Annotated in this window: 17 protein-coding genes; all 17 read left to right on the top strand. The window is 34.4% G+C overall.

Translation table 11 applies throughout. The features are described from left to right. Window positions 1-6 precede the first annotated feature (6 nt). Entirely contained in the window at window positions 7-675 is a 669-nt protein-coding gene (locus ACSLUF_RS12690) for a response regulator (protein WP_435623156.1), read from the top strand. A gap of 202 nt (window positions 676-877) precedes the next feature. Further along, window positions 878-1219 (top strand): hypothetical protein, encoded by a 342-nt coding sequence (locus ACSLUF_RS12695; RefSeq protein WP_435623157.1) that lies wholly within the window; start codon window positions 878-880, stop codon window positions 1217-1219. Then, on the top strand, window positions 1216-1467 hold the full coding sequence (locus ACSLUF_RS12700) for a hypothetical protein (RefSeq protein ID WP_435623158.1): 252 nt from the start codon (window positions 1216-1218) through the stop codon (window positions 1465-1467). Before ACSLUF_RS12695 ends, ACSLUF_RS12700 begins: the two co-directional genes overlap by 4 nt. 13 nt (window positions 1468-1480) lie before the next feature. Next, complete coding sequence (locus ACSLUF_RS12705; RefSeq protein WP_435623159.1) at window positions 1481-2533, top strand: type I restriction endonuclease; 1053 nt, start codon at window positions 1481-1483, stop codon at window positions 2531-2533. Window positions 2534-2675: 142 nt separating this feature from the next. Then, the gene (locus tag ACSLUF_RS12710) at window positions 2676-3164 is read left to right on the top strand and encodes a hypothetical protein (RefSeq protein ID WP_435623160.1); all 489 of its coding nucleotides are present in this window, start codon (window positions 2676-2678) and stop codon (window positions 3162-3164) included. Then, a complete protein-coding gene (locus ACSLUF_RS12715) occupies window positions 3145-4368 on the top strand; it encodes a DUF4407 domain-containing protein (protein WP_435623161.1) in 1224 nt (407 codons plus the stop codon). The genes ACSLUF_RS12710 and ACSLUF_RS12715 overlap by 20 nt, the downstream gene beginning before the upstream one ends. Further along, window positions 4365-5336, top strand: coding sequence for a DUF4407 domain-containing protein (locus tag ACSLUF_RS12720; protein WP_435623162.1), 972 nt, complete (start codon window positions 4365-4367; stop codon window positions 5334-5336). Before ACSLUF_RS12715 ends, ACSLUF_RS12720 begins: the two co-directional genes overlap by 4 nt. After that, window positions 5326-6435 carry a hypothetical protein gene (locus tag ACSLUF_RS12725; protein ID WP_435623163.1) on the top strand — a complete coding sequence of 370 codons (1110 nt, stop codon included), beginning with the start codon at window positions 5326-5328 and terminating at the stop codon, window positions 6433-6435. Before ACSLUF_RS12720 ends, ACSLUF_RS12725 begins: the two co-directional genes overlap by 11 nt. An 861-nt stretch (window positions 6436-7296) precedes the next feature. After that, window positions 7297-8181, top strand: coding sequence for a substrate-binding periplasmic protein (locus ACSLUF_RS12730; protein WP_435623164.1), 885 nt, complete (start codon window positions 7297-7299; stop codon window positions 8179-8181). 5 nt (window positions 8182-8186) lie between these two features. Next, window positions 8187-8861 (top strand): amino acid ABC transporter permease, encoded by a 675-nt coding sequence (locus ACSLUF_RS12735; protein ID WP_435623165.1) that lies wholly within the window; start codon window positions 8187-8189, stop codon window positions 8859-8861. A gap of 19 nt (window positions 8862-8880) precedes the next feature. Beyond that, window positions 8881-9597: an ATP-binding cassette domain-containing protein gene (locus ACSLUF_RS12740; protein WP_435623166.1), complete on the top strand. Its 717-nt coding sequence runs from the start codon at window positions 8881-8883 to the stop codon at window positions 9595-9597. A gap of 8 nt (window positions 9598-9605) precedes the next feature. Further along, window positions 9606-11057, top strand: coding sequence for an aminotransferase class V-fold PLP-dependent enzyme (locus ACSLUF_RS12745; protein ID WP_435623167.1), 1452 nt, complete (start codon window positions 9606-9608; stop codon window positions 11055-11057). After that, complete coding sequence (locus tag ACSLUF_RS12750; RefSeq protein ID WP_435623168.1) at window positions 11054-11740, top strand: class I SAM-dependent methyltransferase; 687 nt, start codon at window positions 11054-11056, stop codon at window positions 11738-11740. The genes ACSLUF_RS12745 and ACSLUF_RS12750 overlap by 4 nt, the downstream gene beginning before the upstream one ends. Before the next feature lie 12 nt (window positions 11741-11752). Continuing rightward, window positions 11753-15262, top strand: coding sequence for a hypothetical protein (locus tag ACSLUF_RS12755; protein WP_435623169.1), 3510 nt, complete (start codon window positions 11753-11755; stop codon window positions 15260-15262). Beyond that, window positions 15252-15902, top strand: a complete 651-nt coding sequence (locus ACSLUF_RS12760; RefSeq protein ID WP_435623170.1) for a hypothetical protein — start codon at window positions 15252-15254, stop codon at window positions 15900-15902. The genes ACSLUF_RS12755 and ACSLUF_RS12760 overlap by 11 nt, the downstream gene beginning before the upstream one ends. Window positions 15903-15911: 9 nt before the next feature. Next, the gene (locus ACSLUF_RS12765; RefSeq protein ID WP_435623171.1) at window positions 15912-16394 is read left to right on the top strand and encodes a hypothetical protein; all 483 of its coding nucleotides are present in this window, start codon (window positions 15912-15914) and stop codon (window positions 16392-16394) included. Further along, window positions 16375-18411: an aminotransferase class I/II-fold pyridoxal phosphate-dependent enzyme gene (locus ACSLUF_RS12770; protein ID WP_435623172.1), complete on the top strand. Its 2037-nt coding sequence runs from the start codon at window positions 16375-16377 to the stop codon at window positions 18409-18411. The genes ACSLUF_RS12765 and ACSLUF_RS12770 overlap by 20 nt, the downstream gene beginning before the upstream one ends. Window positions 18412-18502 lie beyond the last annotated feature (91 nt).

Raw genomic sequence — 18502 nt, forward strand, 5'->3', positions numbered from 1 at the left:
TACTCCATGTTTCAAAAGGCACTCATTGCGGAAGACCATGGCCTAACCGGTTCTGGTTTAAAGGAAAGTCTAACGACGTTATCAATTACTGAAATCACGGTTGTACATTATTGTGATGATGCCCTCCTTAAGATAAAAGCAGCATTACAGCAGGGTAGGCCGTTTGAAGTTTTGATCACTGATCTATCTTTCAAAGCTGATTATAAGAACCGAAATTTGGTTTCGGGCGAGGAATTGATTGTTGAGGCAAAAAAAATACAGCCCGACATGAAAATAGTGGTGTATTCCGTTGAAAGTAGGATTGGAAGAATTAAAACTTTATATGATGATTTAGATATAGATGCCTTTGTTGGGAAAGAACGGAGGGATATTAATGAAATAACTAAAGCCGTTAGTCAAGTCTTTGAGGGCAAAACCTATTTTTCAGAATCTTTGAAGCATGCCCTAAGAAGTTCTGAAAACCAGTTGGAACTTGATGAGTACGATATTCTTTTGCTTAAACTATTGACAAAGGGACTAAAGCAGGAAGAAATCGCCCAATACTTTCAAGAAAGGAACTACCCCGCAGGCAGTCTCCGCAGTATTCAAGACCGTCTTGGTAAGCTTAAAACAATTTTTGGGGCAAAAACCCCAGTGCATCTGGTAGCCCAAGCCATGGAAAGAGGGTTTATTTAACTCTTTCTTCTGCATAAATCCACAAGCAAATTTTTTACAAGAAACCTATGTTTGGTCATAACCCTTCATGCAGTTATGTCCTGACCTGGGGAGGCTTGGCATGACTCAATTGAAGGGTTTTGTATTGTCTTTGCGGGAAGACGCAAGGGTTTAATAATCCTTAGAAATAAGTTTGATATATGATAACTCAAATTTCACAGAAATGAACGATGAACATGTATCATGGAGAGGGCTAAGTGGCAGTACTTATTCTTATAAAGTATTTGGAATTAATACAACTTTTAAGCCGAATCAAGATGGGAATTACATTTTTGCCAAAAAGGTAAACGGGGTTTGGATGGCGGTTTATGTCGGTGAAGGGGATTTACAAAGTAGAACGCAAGATAAAGAACACAAAACATGTTCAATAAACAAAGGAGCTACTCATTTGCATTGCCATTTAAATAGCGATGAAACAAGTAGGAAAAATGAGGAAACGGATATTCTAGGATATAACACAGAAGCATACATACCCTCTGGATGCAATATTAAAAAAGGAGGATGAAAGAGAAAAGAGATACTTACAAATATTATTTTAAGGTAGGGAACAAAATTGTACACGGAGGCATCACTGATAGGCCTTTAGTTGAAAGGGAGGGTGAGCATCAAGAATCTGGTAAAGTAACCTCTATTAAAGGGAAAAGATACGTTTGGTCAAAAGGCCATATTGTCCAAGTCGGATTTCGAACTACTCGTTCTGCCGCACTGAGATGGGAGAGAGAAAATGGATTCGGCGCTAATCAAAAAAAATAGAATCATAATTAGTATGGAACTCCAAAACCAGCTTAAGGCCCTTGCAGAAAAGGTGACCAAACTGAAAGAACAAATTGAAACTGAAGAGTCTACCAAACATGCTTTTGTATTACCCTTTATTTCCATTTTGGGATATGACACTTATAATCCCCTGGAAGTTTTCCCCGAATTTACGGCGGACATGGGTTTGAAGAAAGGTGAAAAAGTGGATTATGCCATCTTCCAAAATGGGCAACCTATTTTGATAATAGAGTGCAAAAATTGGAAAGAAGATTTGAACTCCCACAACTCTCAATTGTTCCGTTACTTCCATACAACAAAAACGCGTTTTGCCCTTTTGACTAACGGTATAGAGTATCGATTTTATACTGACTTGGAAGAGCCTAACAAAATGGATGAGAAACCATTCCTAGAATTTCAAATTAATCAACTCAAAGAAAGTACCTTCCAAGAAATTACAAAGTTTCACAAATCCAATTTTGACATTGACAAGATTGTTGACAATGCAAGTTCTTTAAAATACACGAAAGAGATAAAAAAGCTGATTCATGAAGAGCTTCAAGAAGCTTCATCAGGTTTTGTAAAACTATTTGCCAATAAAGTTTATTCCGGTAGGCTAACGGAAAAAGTAATGGCAGAATTCAAAGATTTGGTACATAAAGCCCTGAACCAAACCATTAGTGAAAGGGTGAATGACAGATTAAATGCAGCCCTGAATAAAGAAGCCGAAAAACAACAAGAGGAAGCATTAGAGGTTATAGAGGAGAAAAGTAAAATAGATACTACCGAAGAGGAATTGGAAGGTTATCGAATCGTGGTCGCAATTTTAAGAAGAATACTTCCTATTTCTCGGATTGTATATCGGGATACACAGTCTTACTTCGGAATCTTATTGGATGACAATAATAGAAAACCTTTATGCCGCCTCCATTTTAATGGATCCACCAAATACATAGGACTAATCGATGAAGAGAAAAACGAAACTAGAAAACCTTTACAAGCATTAGAGGATATCTACCAATACGAAAAGGAACTATTGGCAACTGTAAATTATTATGAAGACTGATGTCGATTCTTTTGGCACACTACAAACTAAGATTCTAATCTTCCTGAGAGTCATATTTTATCTGCCTAAAATTCTTTTTCGAGCTATCATACTTCTCACAAAAAGAAAACGCCTAAAACTACATTTCTTTAAACCTGATTCCATGTTTTGTGTTGACGGCACGTTGAATCGGCTGTCATGGAAAGTAGAAAATGCAATTATTATAATTCCTGAAAATTCTTCAAAACTATACTTCAAGTCTAATGAACAGGTTTTTCAGGTAGACCATAGAAAAACACGATTTAACCTTACCTGTTATGGAGTGGGTGCTAAAACTAGGGCAAGCACTTCTATAAAAGTGGCACAAATGGGAGTCAGGAATTTAAATGAAACTTCACTAAAAAATCCTCCATTAGAGCTAAAAAACAATTCCTTTCAAATAGCTGAAGAAAATTTAGACCCTGCGAAGACTTTATCAAGGTCAAATCCAGTTCGGATACTGCTCAAAGTTCCACACAAAATAATGGCAACCACTGATGGACATATTTTAAATCATCTTTCGAGGCTTCAAAAAGTGCAGACACTACAAGAATTAAAAGACTTAGAAAAGAAAATCAACAAAACCAATAGTTATGACAAGAGACTATTATGAAAGTCCCAAACCTGGAAAAATCATGCAATGGCTTTGGAAAGCCGCAGGTTCGGATGGTTATATTCTTAAAAGGAGTACCTATTCCGATCAAGTCAAATATGCATGTTTAGGTGGAATTGTAGTGGCGACTGGGTTTATGGCAGCTTTGGCCGGAGGATACGCCATATATACCATTTTCGAACCCAAAGGTTCCGCACTGGATGGAGGCGCGCATATTCCAACTGCAATCATGTCTTGCATTTTTGGAGTGATATGGGGACTTATCATTTTTAATATTGACCGGTTCATCGTTGCCGCTACCGGAAAGGGAGATGGAACGGAAGCCATTACTTGGCAAGAGTTTACAAACTCCCTTCCTCGAATTATTATGGGACTAGTAATTGCTATTACCATTTCTAAGCCCATGGAAATTCGAATGTTCAAATCTGAGATTGATGCAGAACTACATCAAGAACAATTAGAAAAACGAAAGGCATATGAAATTGCTACAAAAGCAAATTACGAGACTAGGTTCAATGCAATCGATGCTCAACTGGTGAAAATTGAAGCAGGAAGAGAGGTATTAATCGAAAGAATAGGGAAAGCAGAAAAAGAATATTATGACCAATTACAAGGAAGGGCTGGTGCTGGAGCAGGAAATGGACCACTATCCAAAGCTCTTAAACAGCAAATGGAAAAGCTAGAAATTGAATTAGAAAATTATGACGGAGGGAAAAAAAATGAACTGGATAGATTAACATCTGAAAAATTAAAACTAACCAAAGAACTTGATGCGGAACTTGCCAAAAACCAAGAAGTTGCCAGTGGCTTGGATGGTTTATTGGAACGAATAAAACTAGCACATGAAATTGCTGGATTTTGGATAACATTTTTCATCACATTGCTTTTTGTCGTTATTGAGTTGACCCCAATTTTTTTTAAAATGATGCTCATTAAAAGCCCATATGATTTTATGAGGGACAACGTTAAGGAACTCTTACGAGCCGAGGAAGGAATCCAGATTAAATACGAGTATTATAAAGATAAAAAGGGCCAGGAAAGAAATTTGGTAATTAACCATCAAGTGAAACGTAAAATTGATGAAAAAATCGCCTTAATGGCTGCTCAATCTGAACTGAGCGATTATATCATCGAAAAGTGGAAGCAACGAAAGAAAATGAATATTGATGAAAATGTTGATGCTTATATCGCAGAATCACAATGAGACTGAACAACACGTATCGTTTTTTGTGGAAAATAGTTGGGGAAGATCAACAGATACTTAGCCATTGCGGAAAGAAAACCCAAATGATTTTTGCAATCAGTGGTTTTTTGTTTTTTGTCTTGTTCTTTTTAGGCATTCTATCCTATAGATACGTTTTCAACGGAATTTTTAAAATTCCAACCATTTCATGGCTTTTGGCATTGATATGGGCCATTATCATTTTCAATATTTATAAACTAAACCTATCTACACTTTCTCCCAATAAACCAAAGTACAATACTGGATATGTAATGTCATTGTTCATCAGGATTGTCTTTATGGTTTTGGTTGGCATCACATTGATCAAACCACTGGAAGCCCTCATCTTTAAGGGGTCACTGTCAGAGGGACTTTCAAAAGTAATAGCTGAAAAGATTGAAAATAGCAGTGTAAAATCCAATATGTATTTTGACGTTCAGATAGCCAGCGTCGAAGAAGAATTAGCTCAATTAAGTCAGCAGACCAATACAGGACGAATTTCGATAGGAAATGAAAAATTCGACTTTCTAAATGAGAAAAAACAAATGTTGTTGAATGAAAAAGGGAGTACACTATCTGAGACCTATGACCTTTTTAGTCCTTCCAATTTATTTTTTATAGGACTTTTGGTCTTCAATACAGAAAATCCTTGGGTATGGATTTTCACCTTAGGTTTTTTGGTGATTTTTCTATTACCTCTGTTTTTGAAGTTTTCCATTTCGCCAAGAAGTAAATATGCCGAGCATAGAATAACTCTACAAAGACAAATAGTCCTAGAAGAATATGGTAAGTTCAAATTATTATATCCCAATTTCCTTGGAAACTTCAGTGAATCTCAAATCGTATGGGAAGAAAATTATAGAGATGCTCCTTTTAATACACGGAGAAAGCTCAATACAATAGAGTTGGGCAAAGAGGGTGATTTCTTAAACCAAATCCATGGGCTTTAAGACCATAAAAGTTGAGAAAAAGGTTCCCAGAAAAACCTATATCCGAGGAGATTTTGTGGGCAAATACTTCGGAAGCTTAAGCAGAGGACAAAACCCAATTTCCATTTCCAAAGTCTATGATATATCAATATACGAAGGGAAGATTTTCAACATAAAAAATGAAATAGAAGATTCGGACATAATCAATGAGTCAATATATAATGGCATCAAATCGGATATACAAATTGAACAAGAAAGCTTTGAGGATGTTGCATGCTTTACCAACAAGGGTTTATCCAGTTTTGATGGTTATAAATTAAGCATTAAAGTTCCAAAGTTGGAAGATGTAAAAATTAAGGATGTGGTCAAGGAAGGGAATCAAACCTTTGGCACCCTTTTTGGCAAGGTCAACGGCTATCTTTTAGATTACAAAACAGAGGTAGAGGAAATTGAAATTGAAACTTGTGATGGTTGTGAAAACCCAATAGAAAAGTGTATTTGCCCTAAACGCTCGGATGTTGCTAAACCTTTGCTCGGCAAAAAAACTATTTTTCCTAGGTCACCCCATAGGAGGTTGTATGACTCCGAATCAGGTTGTTTAACAATATTTGGAATACTTGCTACTCTTATTATTTTGCTGGCTTTTGGACTTCCCGGTTTGTTCTTCCTCCTACTTATAGGTCTTTTATACCTAATTGGGAATTCAGATATTCTTTCCAGAATTTTTTCTTGGTTGGCATACGTTGCTTTGGCGGTATTTTTTTTGGTTGTTTTTTTCGCAATCATTGATGATTGTTCCGATCCGAATCGAAACAGGAGTTTAAAAAAAATTGAATCGAGTCCATCGCCCCCGATATCTTATCCTCAACAAACAACTGTTTCACCTTATGAAAAAAATGCAAAGGAGAAACCAAGGGTTAACAAAATCAATCCTGTTCCAGTAACGCCAAAACCTGTTTTAAAATCACAATCTGTATATATCTGTAATGGCAAATATTCAAAGCGCTATCATTTATCGCCCTATTGTAGAGGTCTTTCAAACTGTAAGGCATCCATTTCAAGTGTAACGGTAGCCGAAGCGAGATATATGGGTAGAACTCTTTGCGGTTGGGAAGACTAAGATAGATTTATTCTATATACTAGGATTGATTTCGAAAAACCCCAAATCTTACCCTTAAACTTTGCGCGTGGACCCTGTTTCGATTTTATAGTGTGCCGGTAGCTAAGCGTGAAGTAAAATCGAAATAGGGCGCACTTGCTATTTTACAATCATCCCTTTTCAAAACTTTTTCTGCTTGTATTCTTCAAATCCCAACAAATAACTTCAAATTTAATCCGCGAAAAAAAGTGCCTCAAACAGCCGCAATTCGAATCAAATATTATTTTTTGTGCCAAAAATTTTCAGTGTTTATAGGGGTTCCCAAGGTTTTTGTCACAAAAACCATTTTTCAAGGAAAATTAATTCTTTGTAATTAACTGAATATCAATGGAGTAAAAAAAGTAACGTCGCTTTAGCGCGTTACCCTCTTGCTTTACATTCCTCGTCCTGTAAGCAGGACAAAAAATGTAAACATTTCATGCATTAAGCATCTATAGAACGACCACAAAAGCCAGCAAATTTTATGGAAACTTAAAATCGAATGTTTCTGCTTAATATTTAGTTATAAATGACTTTAATTGAATAGAAAATATGATGTCAATAGCCATTTTAGTACGCTTTTTTGAATTCATAGATTTTGGTGAGCTATTCGGTGAGTATCAAAAATGTAAGTGTTGTAAAGCCAGTAATGACCTCTATTCCAGAATTAGGTTCTGGTCTTTATACACCTAGTGAACATTCTAGAGCTATCAAGCTATCTATCTTCATGAGAAACCCTTTGGTCAATAGGTTAAATAATTGAAAAAATATATTCTGTTAAACATTACTAACTATTACTAACCACTATCTTAATAAGAAGTAATCACATAAATCTTTAGAAAAATGATTAAAACTCTGAAAAAAACAAATGGACTGCTCTTAATACTAGGAGTAATTTTCATTGGTTGCACAGATAACCAAAGAAAAAACGAGTCGTCTGAAACATCAGATGAAAACCATAGAAGCACCTTTTCCAAGATTATCGAAAAAAATGAAATCAATGTAGGCTATTTCATTTTTGAGCCAACCATCATGATGAATCCGGATACAGGAAAGTTAGAGGGGGTTTTTATCGATATGTTTGAAGAGATTACAAAGTCAATAAATCCTACAATAAGGATTAACTATATGCCTACCACATTGGCGACATTCCATACAGAATTAAATTCAAACAAATTTGACATTTGTATAGGAGCCACTTTTGCAACGCCAAAAAGATCAGCTGTTGTGGCATTTTCACATCCTTTGTTTTATTGTGGATATACAGGAATTGCAAAAAAAGAAAATGCAGAATACTATGATTCATGGAAAAAAGTAGATAATCCCAACGTCAAAGTTGCGGTGCTACAAGGCAGTGCAATATCTGATTTAGTAAGAGTAGAATTTGAAAATCAAAAAAATATTGTTTCCTACAGTGGGTCGGATTTAACAATACCTCTGGCAGCAGTGGGTTCTGACCAGGCAGATATCGGATTAATGAATCAAATAACAGTTTTTACTTATTTAAGAGAGCATCCAGAATTAGAAGAAGTTCTTGGAAATGATCCATTGGCCACAACCTACTTTTCCTGGTCTGTTAGACAAGATGATTTAATCTGGCTAAATTTTATCGATACAAGTATTGATTACATGATTAATTCAGGAAAGATGTACAGATTTGAAAAAGAATATGGAGTGCCTCTAATGCACGATAAGAAGGAGTATTTTTTCCCACTAACAGATAATTAATTGGTATGTATAATTGGAATTGGGATTGGGTTATAGAGTATAAAGAACAACTAATTGAGGCTACTTATGTTACAATCAAACTCAATCTTTATATCATACTTATTGGTTCAATGTTAGGATTAATATTGGGATTGATGAAAAGGGTAAGGTTTGCTCCTATTCGATTTATTACAATTGTATTTATTGATATCATAAGAACACTACCGGCTTTAGTATTATTAATATGGTTCTATTTCTGTGTTCCCATTTTTTTCCAGATAAGTATAGACGCATTTACTACTACCGTCATTGTTCTTTCTTTGAATTTGGCAGTCTTCATTGCTGAAATTGTCGATGCGGGAATTGAATCTGTCCCTAAACTTCATACCGATTATGGCCAGTTGTTAGGTTTTTCTAAAAGGAATAATCTTAAATATATTGTATTGCCGATTGCTTTAAGGAACATGACTCCTCCAATAGTAGGTCAATACATCAATAGTATTAAGCTTTCTGTTTTGGCATCGTTTATTGCTGTCCCTGAACTTCTTAGTGTTACACAAGATATTATAAGTCAGACCTACAGACCTTTAGAGTTTTATACCGTTTTGGCTATTGTTTTTCTGGTGATTTTGTTACCTGGAACACTCTTATCAAAGCGTTTTGAGTTAAAAGCAATGATGAAGAAAACCCATAAAGGTTGATAATTAACCAATTCTGATTGTGAGTAAAGGTATAGATAGGATAATTATAAATAATGTTGAAAAGAGATATTCTTTAGGAAAAGGTATTGGCCCTATAAATATGACCTTGGAAGTAAATAAAATCTACTCCCTTATTGGGCCCAATGCCTCAGGTAAAACAACCTTAATAAGAAGCTTATGCAAACTTGAAAAATTGGACAAGGGAGATATCAGCTATATTTCCCAAAATTTAGAGGACAAAAGGTTACTATATTCCGCGGTTTTCCAGCAAGCCGAGCCTTGGCCTCATCTAAATGTTTACAATAACATTGCCTTACCTCTAATAAAATCATTTGGCTTATCTAAAAAAGAAGCTAAATACAGAGTGGAGTATGAGATTGAACGCTTTGCTTTGAAAGATCATTACCAATCTTTACCTCATCGCCTTTCCGGTGGTTTAAGGCAACGTGTGGTTCAGGCTAGAACCTTCGCTATGAAACCCAAATTTTTATTTCTTGATGAACCAACCTCCGCTTTAGACCCTGAATGGACTGATAGTTTTGGCAAGCTCATAAAAAACTATGCCGATAGAGGCAATATGGTTTTAATCATTGCCCATCAAATGAGCTTCTTAAGAAAAATATCAGACTATACTTTTTTCTTGGATAAAGGTCATTTATTAGAAAAAGGTACTCCTTTTGAAATATTTAATAGCCCTAAGAGTCATAGATTAATTCATTTTCTAGCTAATTCTTAATTGCTTCCATGAAAAACTTATTCGATTCAAAATACTATTCTTACGAAGTTCATTTATCTGGTGACCAAAAAAGAAGGTACTTAAATTTAGATAATGCTGCTACAACTCCTCCTTTTGCTTCTGTCTTGGATGGAATATCAAATGATTTATATGAATATGGCAGCGTTCACAGAGGTGCTGGTACCAAATCAAAAAAATCGACGGAAAAATATGAAGAAGCAAGAATCACGGTTAAAAGATTTGTGAATGCCAGAAACGATGATTATGCGGTTTTTGTTCCTAATACAACTGCAGGGATTAATATAACGGCTTATATGTTTTCTCAAATAAAAGGAAAAATATTGGTTTCTGACATAGAACATTCGTCTAGTCTTATCCCATGGATGTTTCACGAAGGGAGGCATCAAAATATGAAACAGGTATCGATGGAAGATGCCCTGAAAAATGAAACAGATACATTTAATGATAATATTTTAATTGAAGGACGAAAGAAAGTTGTTGTGCACAAAACCGAGAAAGACTTTTCATTTAATCTCAAAACTATTGAGAGCATTTTAGAAGAAAATCATTTAAAATCACCAGATGACCGAATAAAGCTCCTGGTAGTGACAGGCAAGTCAAATGTTACCGGTTATAGAGCACCCATAAAGGAAATGGGGACCATTGCGCACAAATATGGGGCTATGGTTTTACTTGATGCCTGCCAATTACTGCAGCATGAAAAGCTTGATATGACTGAACAAGGGGTTGATTTTGTGCTTTTTTCGGGGCACAAAATGTACGCTCCATTTGGATCAGGGGCTATTGTTGGTAACAAGAAATTGTTTGATGCATTTTGGCCTTATCAAATAGGCGGGGGCAACTTTCCTTATATATCATCAAGTGGTGAAATAGTAAGGGTAAAAAGTGAGCAAGCACATGAATCGGGAACTCCCAACTATATAGGAGCAAGAGCACTATACTTTTCCATAAAACAGTTGTTAAGAATCGGCTATTCAAATATTAAAGCTCACGAACTGAAGTTGATAAATAAGGCCTACATAGGGTTAAAATCAATAAAAGGAATATTATTATATGTCAATAAAAACAAAGAAGAATCTCTGGACACAAGTTTGTTAATTTTTAATCTAGGCAATTTTCCTTGCCGTTTACTCGCCCAAATATTAAATGACGAATATGGAATTGGAACACGTGCAGGTTCATATTGTGTTTATGAATTCTCAAGACGGATTATGAATGTAAAATCGGATGAAGAGATTCTTGAACAAGTCAAATCTGGAAATACCTCTCTAATTCCTGGTTCTGTGAGAGTAAGCTTTGGCTTAGAGAACCAAGAAGATGATGTAAGTTACTTAATTAGTGCCATGAAGGAAATTTCAAGAAATGGAATTAATCATTATTTGGCTGAGTATTCACAGGTTCATAATACTGGAGAGTATATAAAAAAAGAAAACACATGACAAATGTAGGGCCAGAAGATTTGAACTACCATTATTATTCCGCGGAACGATATGATAAAGACATCGTAAACACAATTCCCGGATATGAGGCTTTGCACCAAGAAATCGCAAATATTACAAAAAAAATTGATCCGAATCCCAAAATATTAGAGCTAGGGGTTGGAACAGGTAATACTACACTCGTAATCGCCGAAAATACCAAAAACGCGCATTTTACTTTAATTGATTTTTCTGAACAGATGTTGAATGGGGCTAAGGAAAAGCTTAATGGGCATAGCTGTGAATTTATTCTCAAAGACTACTCGGAAATGGAACTACCTAAAAATTATGATGCAGCAATATGCGTAATTGGTTTTCATCACCAAGAAACAGACAAAGACAAAAAACAAATGATCCTTAGAATTTATAATTCATTAAAAAGGGGAGGGTTGTTTATTCTAGGCGATTTGATGACCTACGATAACAAAGAATTGGCAGCTTTGAATGAGGCCGAACACTATAGTTTTTTGGTGAAGAATGCTGAAAACAAAGAATTTCTAAAAGAATGGGCATACCATCATAAATTTCTTAACAAATTGGCTTCTAAGGAATCACATATAAGATGGATGCATGAAATTGGATTTAGTACTGAAGTAAAGCTCGAAGAATTTAATACGGTACTAATATTGGCAAAAAAGATTTAATGATATATTGAAATGAGTGATCATTCAACAAGGACCATACAAGATATTATATATGATATTCAAAAGAAAAAGAATGAATATTTATTTGGGTATGATTTTGATGATGAAAACTTTCATCATGTCACTCCAGACTGTGTGGAGTGCATAAAAAGTGATACTAAGGAATGCCCATTCATTTATAAGGATGATTCTTACGGCCCAATTAAAAACCCAATGCGATTCGTACAATGTTATATGAAATACGACAGTGGGTTTTTGAACTATTTAAAAAAGAATGACTTTGTCGTTGCAGCCCCATTGTTTAGAGTTCAGACTATTGAAAATGAGGATATATCCTATAAGGATAGTTATTGGTATCCGTTTAGATCAGAAAGTGCCTATCTTAATATTACCCCAAATACCGCAAGTATAAGAGAGATTTTTAATTTGTCACAAGATGATGCTTTTAACAAGCTAAGATGGGATATAACTAGGCAAAGAGATGGTGCGGAAACATCAGATGAAATTTCGTTCAGTATTTTTAAGAAGGTTGAATCCACTAAATATAGTGAGGATAGAAGACTAAAATATATTGATGTATCTGACGCCTATGCCTCATTTATGATGATTTATTTCATAATTGCCAAAAGGAATAACGAGTTAGTACGATGGAAACAAGCTGACTATGAAAATGAACTTCTTTGGGAATTTTCAGATTTAAATGCGCCACTTAGAAAATACATTGAAAAAAAACCAAATAACATTCTAAACCTTTCAATAGTAAAGGATAAAGTTTATAGAAAATCATCCTGGATTCAGGATTTACAGCTTCTGGGATTTATTGACGCTAATCACAAGGAGACAAATAAGTTTGATTTATTCAAGAAATGGTTAAACCTGGATTTAGGGGAGAATAATCGAATTTTACGTTACAAACATATCTTAAAGCAATACTTAATCTTACCTAGTAAAGGGCAAAAATTTTTAACAATATCCTCTGGATCAAATCACTACATTAAGTTTTCTGAAAAAGAACAAAGGGACTTTGTCCTACATCCTCCTATCCACTTGATAGTAAGGGCCTTTTGGAAAACTCCAGTTAGATGGCTTTTTATCCCTATGACACCAAAAGCGAATAAACAGAAGATTATATCGGTAAGTGGTTTAATTCTAATGATCAAAGATGAAGAAAACGAAGATTCTTACTTAACAAAAGATAGTAATGACGAGATTTTGCAAAAGGTAAAAAATCTTTTGCCAATATTAATCTCAATTTATGCAATAGAAAAGCAGAGCTTAGAGGATTCAATAAATAGAAAAAGACTGGAGCTTTTTGCTCAACAGAAAAAAACATCTTTTCACAATGCCATCGCAAAGGTTTTTTTAAGAACACTTTCTCACAACATTGGATCTCATGTAGTGAGTAGAATGATAAACAATGAAGATTTAGATTTTAATAATTTTTTGGTATACAATGGCAATTTAGAAAGAGCTTCAGAAACGGAGCCATATAGAGGGTTAACAAAGTTCGAGCAAATCTTAGAAGATACCATTTACGAAAAAATCAATGTACTAAGTGATGAAAATGAATTGGAAAAAGAAGACATTAAAAACACTTTATATAGGAAATACCTCGGCATTTTTAACTCATATATAAAAACCCGAATGGAGTTTCTGGCTGATATTGTTACTGGAGTTCCTCAACTTCAACTCACAAAACTTTTTGTTGATGAAGTAATTAAACCATTTGATCAGAACAGAGTGTTGTTAAATCGAATAAGTGGATTGGATAAGGAGTTTAAATTTCATTTTAATGTTGAATTGCCTAAGGGAATCGAAGATGTAGTTTTATCAATCTCGAATGACTTGCTCGGACAGCATGCGTTTTACATTATTTTGGAAAACATAATCAGAAATACAGCAAAACATAGTCCAAAAGGCAAAGTCTCCCAAGTAACTTTTACAATTAAAATCGAAGAGTCCACATTAGATGAATCATACTATAAAATTATTGTTTTTGATAACGTCGAAAGAGCAAATCCCTTTGGAATCCTACCGATGCAGTACAAGCAGGAAGGTACTAGCGACAAAATGTCAACATGGTACAAAACTTGTCCAAGGAGAGATGGTGATGGTCCATTAGTAATCCCAGAAATTCAAAATATTGCGCTACAATTAAACGATTTGATTGATAGTGATATCCTGGATGAAACAAATTTTGAACTACGCGAAACTGGGATGGGCATGATAGAAATGCTTGTTTGTGCAGCGTATTTGAGAAGAATAAACGCTAGAGATGTGCAAAATGACAACTATAGGTTAATCTTTGATCATGATAAGATGGAAACCTATAAAAATCAAGTAAAAAACAAAGAAAATGTTCCTAAGATTTTTAGAGCTGTTCCTTACGATAATCGCTTCTTAGGATTTCAATTTTATGTTCCTAAACCTAAAGACATTTTATTTATTGATAAAAAAAGGGAATTCATTGGAGATATTGACCAAAAAGTTTCAACTAATCGGGGTATATACTTCATTACGGACATGGAGTCTAGGTATTCTGGTTCATATAATTTATGTGTCGTAAATGATGATAGTCTAGCACCTTATGAAAACAAACTAAAATTGCCCGTTAGGAAAATCTTATGGAGTGATATTAATTTCTATTTCAATGAAGCCAATGGTATTAATTTACATCCTAATCATGATAATTTTTCACTGGAAGCGTGGAGGGTTTATGTATCTAAATTCTTTATGAACAAAAAATTAAGCTCTACTAGTGAGGAACTAATTAGTTCTGAATCCAAATTTCAACTATATGGATATCATTTTTTTGATCATGGCAAGGAATACAAAGGAGCAAATCTTCAAGTTTATGAAGAAATATATGGATCTCAGCATAAGAGGATAATTGATCGAATAAGTAATAATGGTGATTTCAGGGACGATGACTCTTTGGAAAGTGAAATCTTGTATCTTAAATTTTTGAACTCAACAATTAATAACGTTTTGATTTTGGATGAGCGCATCCAAAAACAATCTAAGACAAAATTGTCTTTATATGGGAAAGATAATTTCGAGCATATCACATATCATCAATTTTGGAATAATGTAAATGTTTACATTCCAGATGCCACAAAGGACTTTGATTTAAGCAAAAAAAATTATTCGGATGATTATACCAAAAAAATTATTGCCCTTATTAAATCACAATTTATTGATCATGAATTAAGAGCGTCCAAAGGAATTGATTTTATAGTGGTTCACCTTGGTGTACTTGAGAAAATACTAATGAGCGAAAAACACATTTTTAAAAAATCAAAGGAGAGCATTCTTAGGAAAGTAAATGAAATCAAGGATGAGTTTAAAAATGTAAAAATTGTAGTTACTTCAGGAAGAGGCCAACCATCCAACTTGCCTGATAACATACCATTTGTGAGCTACTCTATGTTATCTCAATACCTAATTGAAAATCGATTCAAATTATATTTAAGCGAACTGTTATATGCTTCTAAACCATTAAGTTATAGCGATGAAAAGTAGGGCTATTGTTTTTTTTACCACCCCAGAAAAATTAAAAGTAGTACTTCAAACTAGGAGACTGAGGTTACTTTTAGACGAGGAAAATATGGTGAAAATTGGTGTGGATAACTGTGATAATTGTTTTCTCTATTTAGTACATGACAACTCAAGCATTGACCTAGATAGTATTGCACATAACACTTTAGGTATTTACATCTATCATAATGAAACTAATTCAATCTTAAAACAAAAATTAGATGATAACGGTTTTATAGGGTTTAAAGACCATCACGTACCGAGGGGTTCGACAATTTCCGAGGGCTACTATTTATGGTTAAATGAGATAAAAGGTACTTTAAGGGAAGTGAGTAATATTAACAATAAGCAATTTGAGTCGTTTTGGAACCATTTTGACGATTCATATGGCGTAAAAGATGCACTAAACATCTTAAATACAATATACAGCGGAAAGCCTATAACCAAGGATTTCATCAATACATACTCTAGAAGACTTAACACAATTTCGGAAAAAGGTATAGATAAGAACATGCTAAAGTTCATAAAACATCTGCAACAAGAGAACTATAAATATGATGACAGTCAACAACCACTACTTTCGTCATTAAGAGATTTGCTGTTATCCGATATTCAGATAAAGTAACTTTATTTCATGGTAAACGAACCAATATGGTTTTTTGGAAGGTCTGATGTTTACAACGGACTCTTACGTTCTATGACAAATTTGAAACAAATAAAGAAAATCTCTGAGTTTCTAAATGAGGAAAAAAAATCTAGTAGGATAATATTGCACATGGGGGATACCAGATCTTCTATTACAAGAACTATCTATGAAATGCTCCTTTTAAGATTTGGAGGCATGGTTTATAATGAGGTAATTTTTACTTCATTTTTAGATTTAGACTTTTATTTGATAGATGAATTTCATGTTGAAGATATTGGATTCATTCACCTGCCGGTCATTGAGGTTTTAGATACAGCTTGTCGTTTTGAAGTTACTAACTACCATAAACTTCTCAAAGATAGTAGAATTAAAGAGCTATTTAATCATGACATTCTGAACAAAAAATATAGCCGTACTATTCTACAAAAGATAGAAAAAAACATTAACTATTATGAAAGAACAACCAACTAGGACCATACAGCTAGCCGTGTTAGATGATGATGTTTCAAAAGATCTTGAGGTAAAGCTTAGAGAAGCGATACCTTCAATTAGTTTGGATAAGCTTAAAGGTGTAGAAATTGATATTTTAGGATTTGAAACATCGGAAGAATTACTTTCTCATCTTGAATCAAGAAAATGGAGAAATGTTAAAGCTATTCTTATAGATTGGGAATTACGCAAACCAGATAATGAAGCTGAATGGCAAAATCTATTTGGTGCTGAATTAGTGGATTGTATAACTCTCAATAATCCATCGATACCAATATTTGGAATTTCGGCGCATGATCCACAAAGCTCAGCAAATATCGTTGATACTAATTTTCAAGAATTTAGAAATCACCCAAAGGTAAATCCGGATTTTATCTGGAAAGAAAAAATCCTTAAAGGAGGTAGTGAGGCAGTCTCTGTTTTAAAAAGAGTGTTGAACGGTCTAAACAGTGATATGGAAACGTCTTTTTTTAAAAAGTTTGAAGAATATGTTCATTCCGCAAGCAACAGTTGGCATGTGCCGGGACATAATAGAGGTCAAGTTTTGAAAAACTCTCCTTATGCCAAAAAGCTCTTTGACTTTTTTGGGGAAACTACGTTTACGGCAGATCATGATATTCCCAAAACATTCGGATCTATTTTTGCCAAAGCTTCATTAGAAAATGTTATTGGCTCTACACAAAGAAAAGTGGCAGAAACATTTAACACGGGACAGACCTACTTCGTCACAAATGGGAATTCTTCCGCAAACAATATCATTTTGCTTTCATTGTTAAAACCTGGTGATCCTGTACTTGTTTCTAGAAGTTGTCATAAATCTATTCATTATGCCATGATAATGTCTGGAGCGTCGCCTACCTACGTAAAATCACTTTATTCCAAAAAATATGAAATAATGGCACCACCATCAATTTTGGGTATTGAGAAAGAGTTTAAAGGTAAAGAAAAAGGTCATTATAAACTTTTGGTTGTTACTGGCTGTAGCTATGAAGGCTTTGTTATGGACATTAAAAGGTTGAAAAAACTGTGTGACCAATACGGAACAGAACTTTTTGTTGACGAAGCGTGGTATGGGTATTCCAATTTTCACCCTCTTTTCCAGCCTACAAGTGCAACAAGAAACGGAGTACAGTATGTGACGCAAAGCGCTCATAAGATGTTGTCCGCGCTAAGACAGTCAGCATTTATTCATATTAATGCCAATTCAAATATAGACCTAAATTTTTTCAAAGATATTTACAATACATTTACTAGCACATCCCCTCAGTATCAGTTAATCGCTTCAATGGATATCGCCGCGATGCAAATGAGAATGGAAGGATTCGAGCTGATTGACTTAGCCTTGGAGAGAGCAGAAATGTTTAGAAATGACTTTCATAGCAAATCTTTTGATAAGATTAAAATTATTGGTGAAGATGATTTAAAAAATGAGTTCCATTCAATAGGCTATGACTTGGATAATGAAGGAATTTTTCTTGATCCTCTGAAGATTTCCTTTGATATCTCCGAGTTAAAAATTAATGTTAAAGATGCATTCGAATACATCAGAACCAAAGCTCAAGTAGATTTAATAAAATACACTAAAAACTGTATCCAAATTCTCTTTACAATAGGCACAGCATTTGATAGAAATAAATCGACAACACTAGTCAATACTCTATTAAATCTTGAACAGGACTGTATTGCAGGGAAATTGCCAAGACTGAAGAAAGAAGTGAAGCAAGATACTGATGTTCCCCAGATTAAAAATATAACCTACAAGGATAAACCCCCGAGGGACTTTTTTTATTGCCCAAGAAAGACAAAAAAAATTGTTGAGGCTTTAGGTTTAACAAGTGCCACTCTGGTAACTCCATATCCCCCAGGTATCCCATTGATACTTCCTGGAGAAGAAATTTCGGATGAGCATATTAAGTATTTGTCAGAAGTTATTGAATTGGGTCATATATCGATTCATGGTTTAGACGATAACAATAAGATATATGTTGTCGACAATTAGGAACAAGTGCAAGGTTTACTAACAAATGAGAAGTTGGAAAAATAGTTTACCAATAGTTTTACTATAAGAACAAACTTGATATTACCTGATG

It is taken from the genome of Flagellimonas sp. (genome assembly GCF_965601775.1).
In the GTDB taxonomy this organism is placed as follows: Bacteria; Bacteroidota; Bacteroidia; order Flavobacteriales; family Flavobacteriaceae; genus Flagellimonas.

What these genes read in the sequence shown, in the direction of transcription:
- ACSLUF_RS12760 (WP_435623170.1), top strand. Translation starts at nt 15,252, where the DNA reads ATGAAAAGTAGGGCTATTGTTTTTTTTACCACCCCAGAAAAATTAAAA.
- ACSLUF_RS12765 (WP_435623171.1), top strand. Translation starts at nt 15,912, where the DNA reads ATGGTAAACGAACCAATATGGTTTTTTGGAAGGTCTGATGTTTACAAC.
- ACSLUF_RS12695 (WP_435623157.1), top strand. Translation starts at nt 878, where the DNA reads ATGAACGATGAACATGTATCATGGAGAGGGCTAAGTGGCAGTACTTAT.
- ACSLUF_RS12730 (WP_435623164.1), top strand. Translation starts at nt 7,297, where the DNA reads ATGATTAAAACTCTGAAAAAAACAAATGGACTGCTCTTAATACTAGGA.
- ACSLUF_RS12735 (WP_435623165.1), top strand. Translation starts at nt 8,187, where the DNA reads ATGTATAATTGGAATTGGGATTGGGTTATAGAGTATAAAGAACAACTA.
- ACSLUF_RS12720 (WP_435623162.1), top strand. Translation starts at nt 4,365, where the DNA reads ATGAGACTGAACAACACGTATCGTTTTTTGTGGAAAATAGTTGGGGAA.
- ACSLUF_RS12725 (WP_435623163.1), top strand. Translation starts at nt 5,326, where the DNA reads ATGGGCTTTAAGACCATAAAAGTTGAGAAAAAGGTTCCCAGAAAAACC.
- ACSLUF_RS12690 (WP_435623156.1), top strand. Translation starts at nt 7, where the DNA reads ATGTTTCAAAAGGCACTCATTGCGGAAGACCATGGCCTAACCGGTTCT.
- ACSLUF_RS12755 (WP_435623169.1), top strand. Translation starts at nt 11,753, where the DNA reads ATGAGTGATCATTCAACAAGGACCATACAAGATATTATATATGATATT.
- ACSLUF_RS12700 (WP_435623158.1), top strand. Translation starts at nt 1,216, where the DNA reads ATGAAAGAGAAAAGAGATACTTACAAATATTATTTTAAGGTAGGGAAC.
- ACSLUF_RS12745 (WP_435623167.1), top strand. Translation starts at nt 9,606, where the DNA reads ATGAAAAACTTATTCGATTCAAAATACTATTCTTACGAAGTTCATTTA.
- ACSLUF_RS12770 (WP_435623172.1), top strand. Translation starts at nt 16,375, where the DNA reads ATGAAAGAACAACCAACTAGGACCATACAGCTAGCCGTGTTAGATGAT.
- ACSLUF_RS12715 (WP_435623161.1), top strand. Translation starts at nt 3,145, where the DNA reads ATGACAAGAGACTATTATGAAAGTCCCAAACCTGGAAAAATCATGCAA.
- ACSLUF_RS12750 (WP_435623168.1), top strand. Translation starts at nt 11,054, where the DNA reads ATGACAAATGTAGGGCCAGAAGATTTGAACTACCATTATTATTCCGCG.
- ACSLUF_RS12710 (WP_435623160.1), top strand. Translation starts at nt 2,676, where the DNA reads ATGTTTTGTGTTGACGGCACGTTGAATCGGCTGTCATGGAAAGTAGAA.
- ACSLUF_RS12705 (WP_435623159.1), top strand. Translation starts at nt 1,481, where the DNA reads ATGGAACTCCAAAACCAGCTTAAGGCCCTTGCAGAAAAGGTGACCAAA.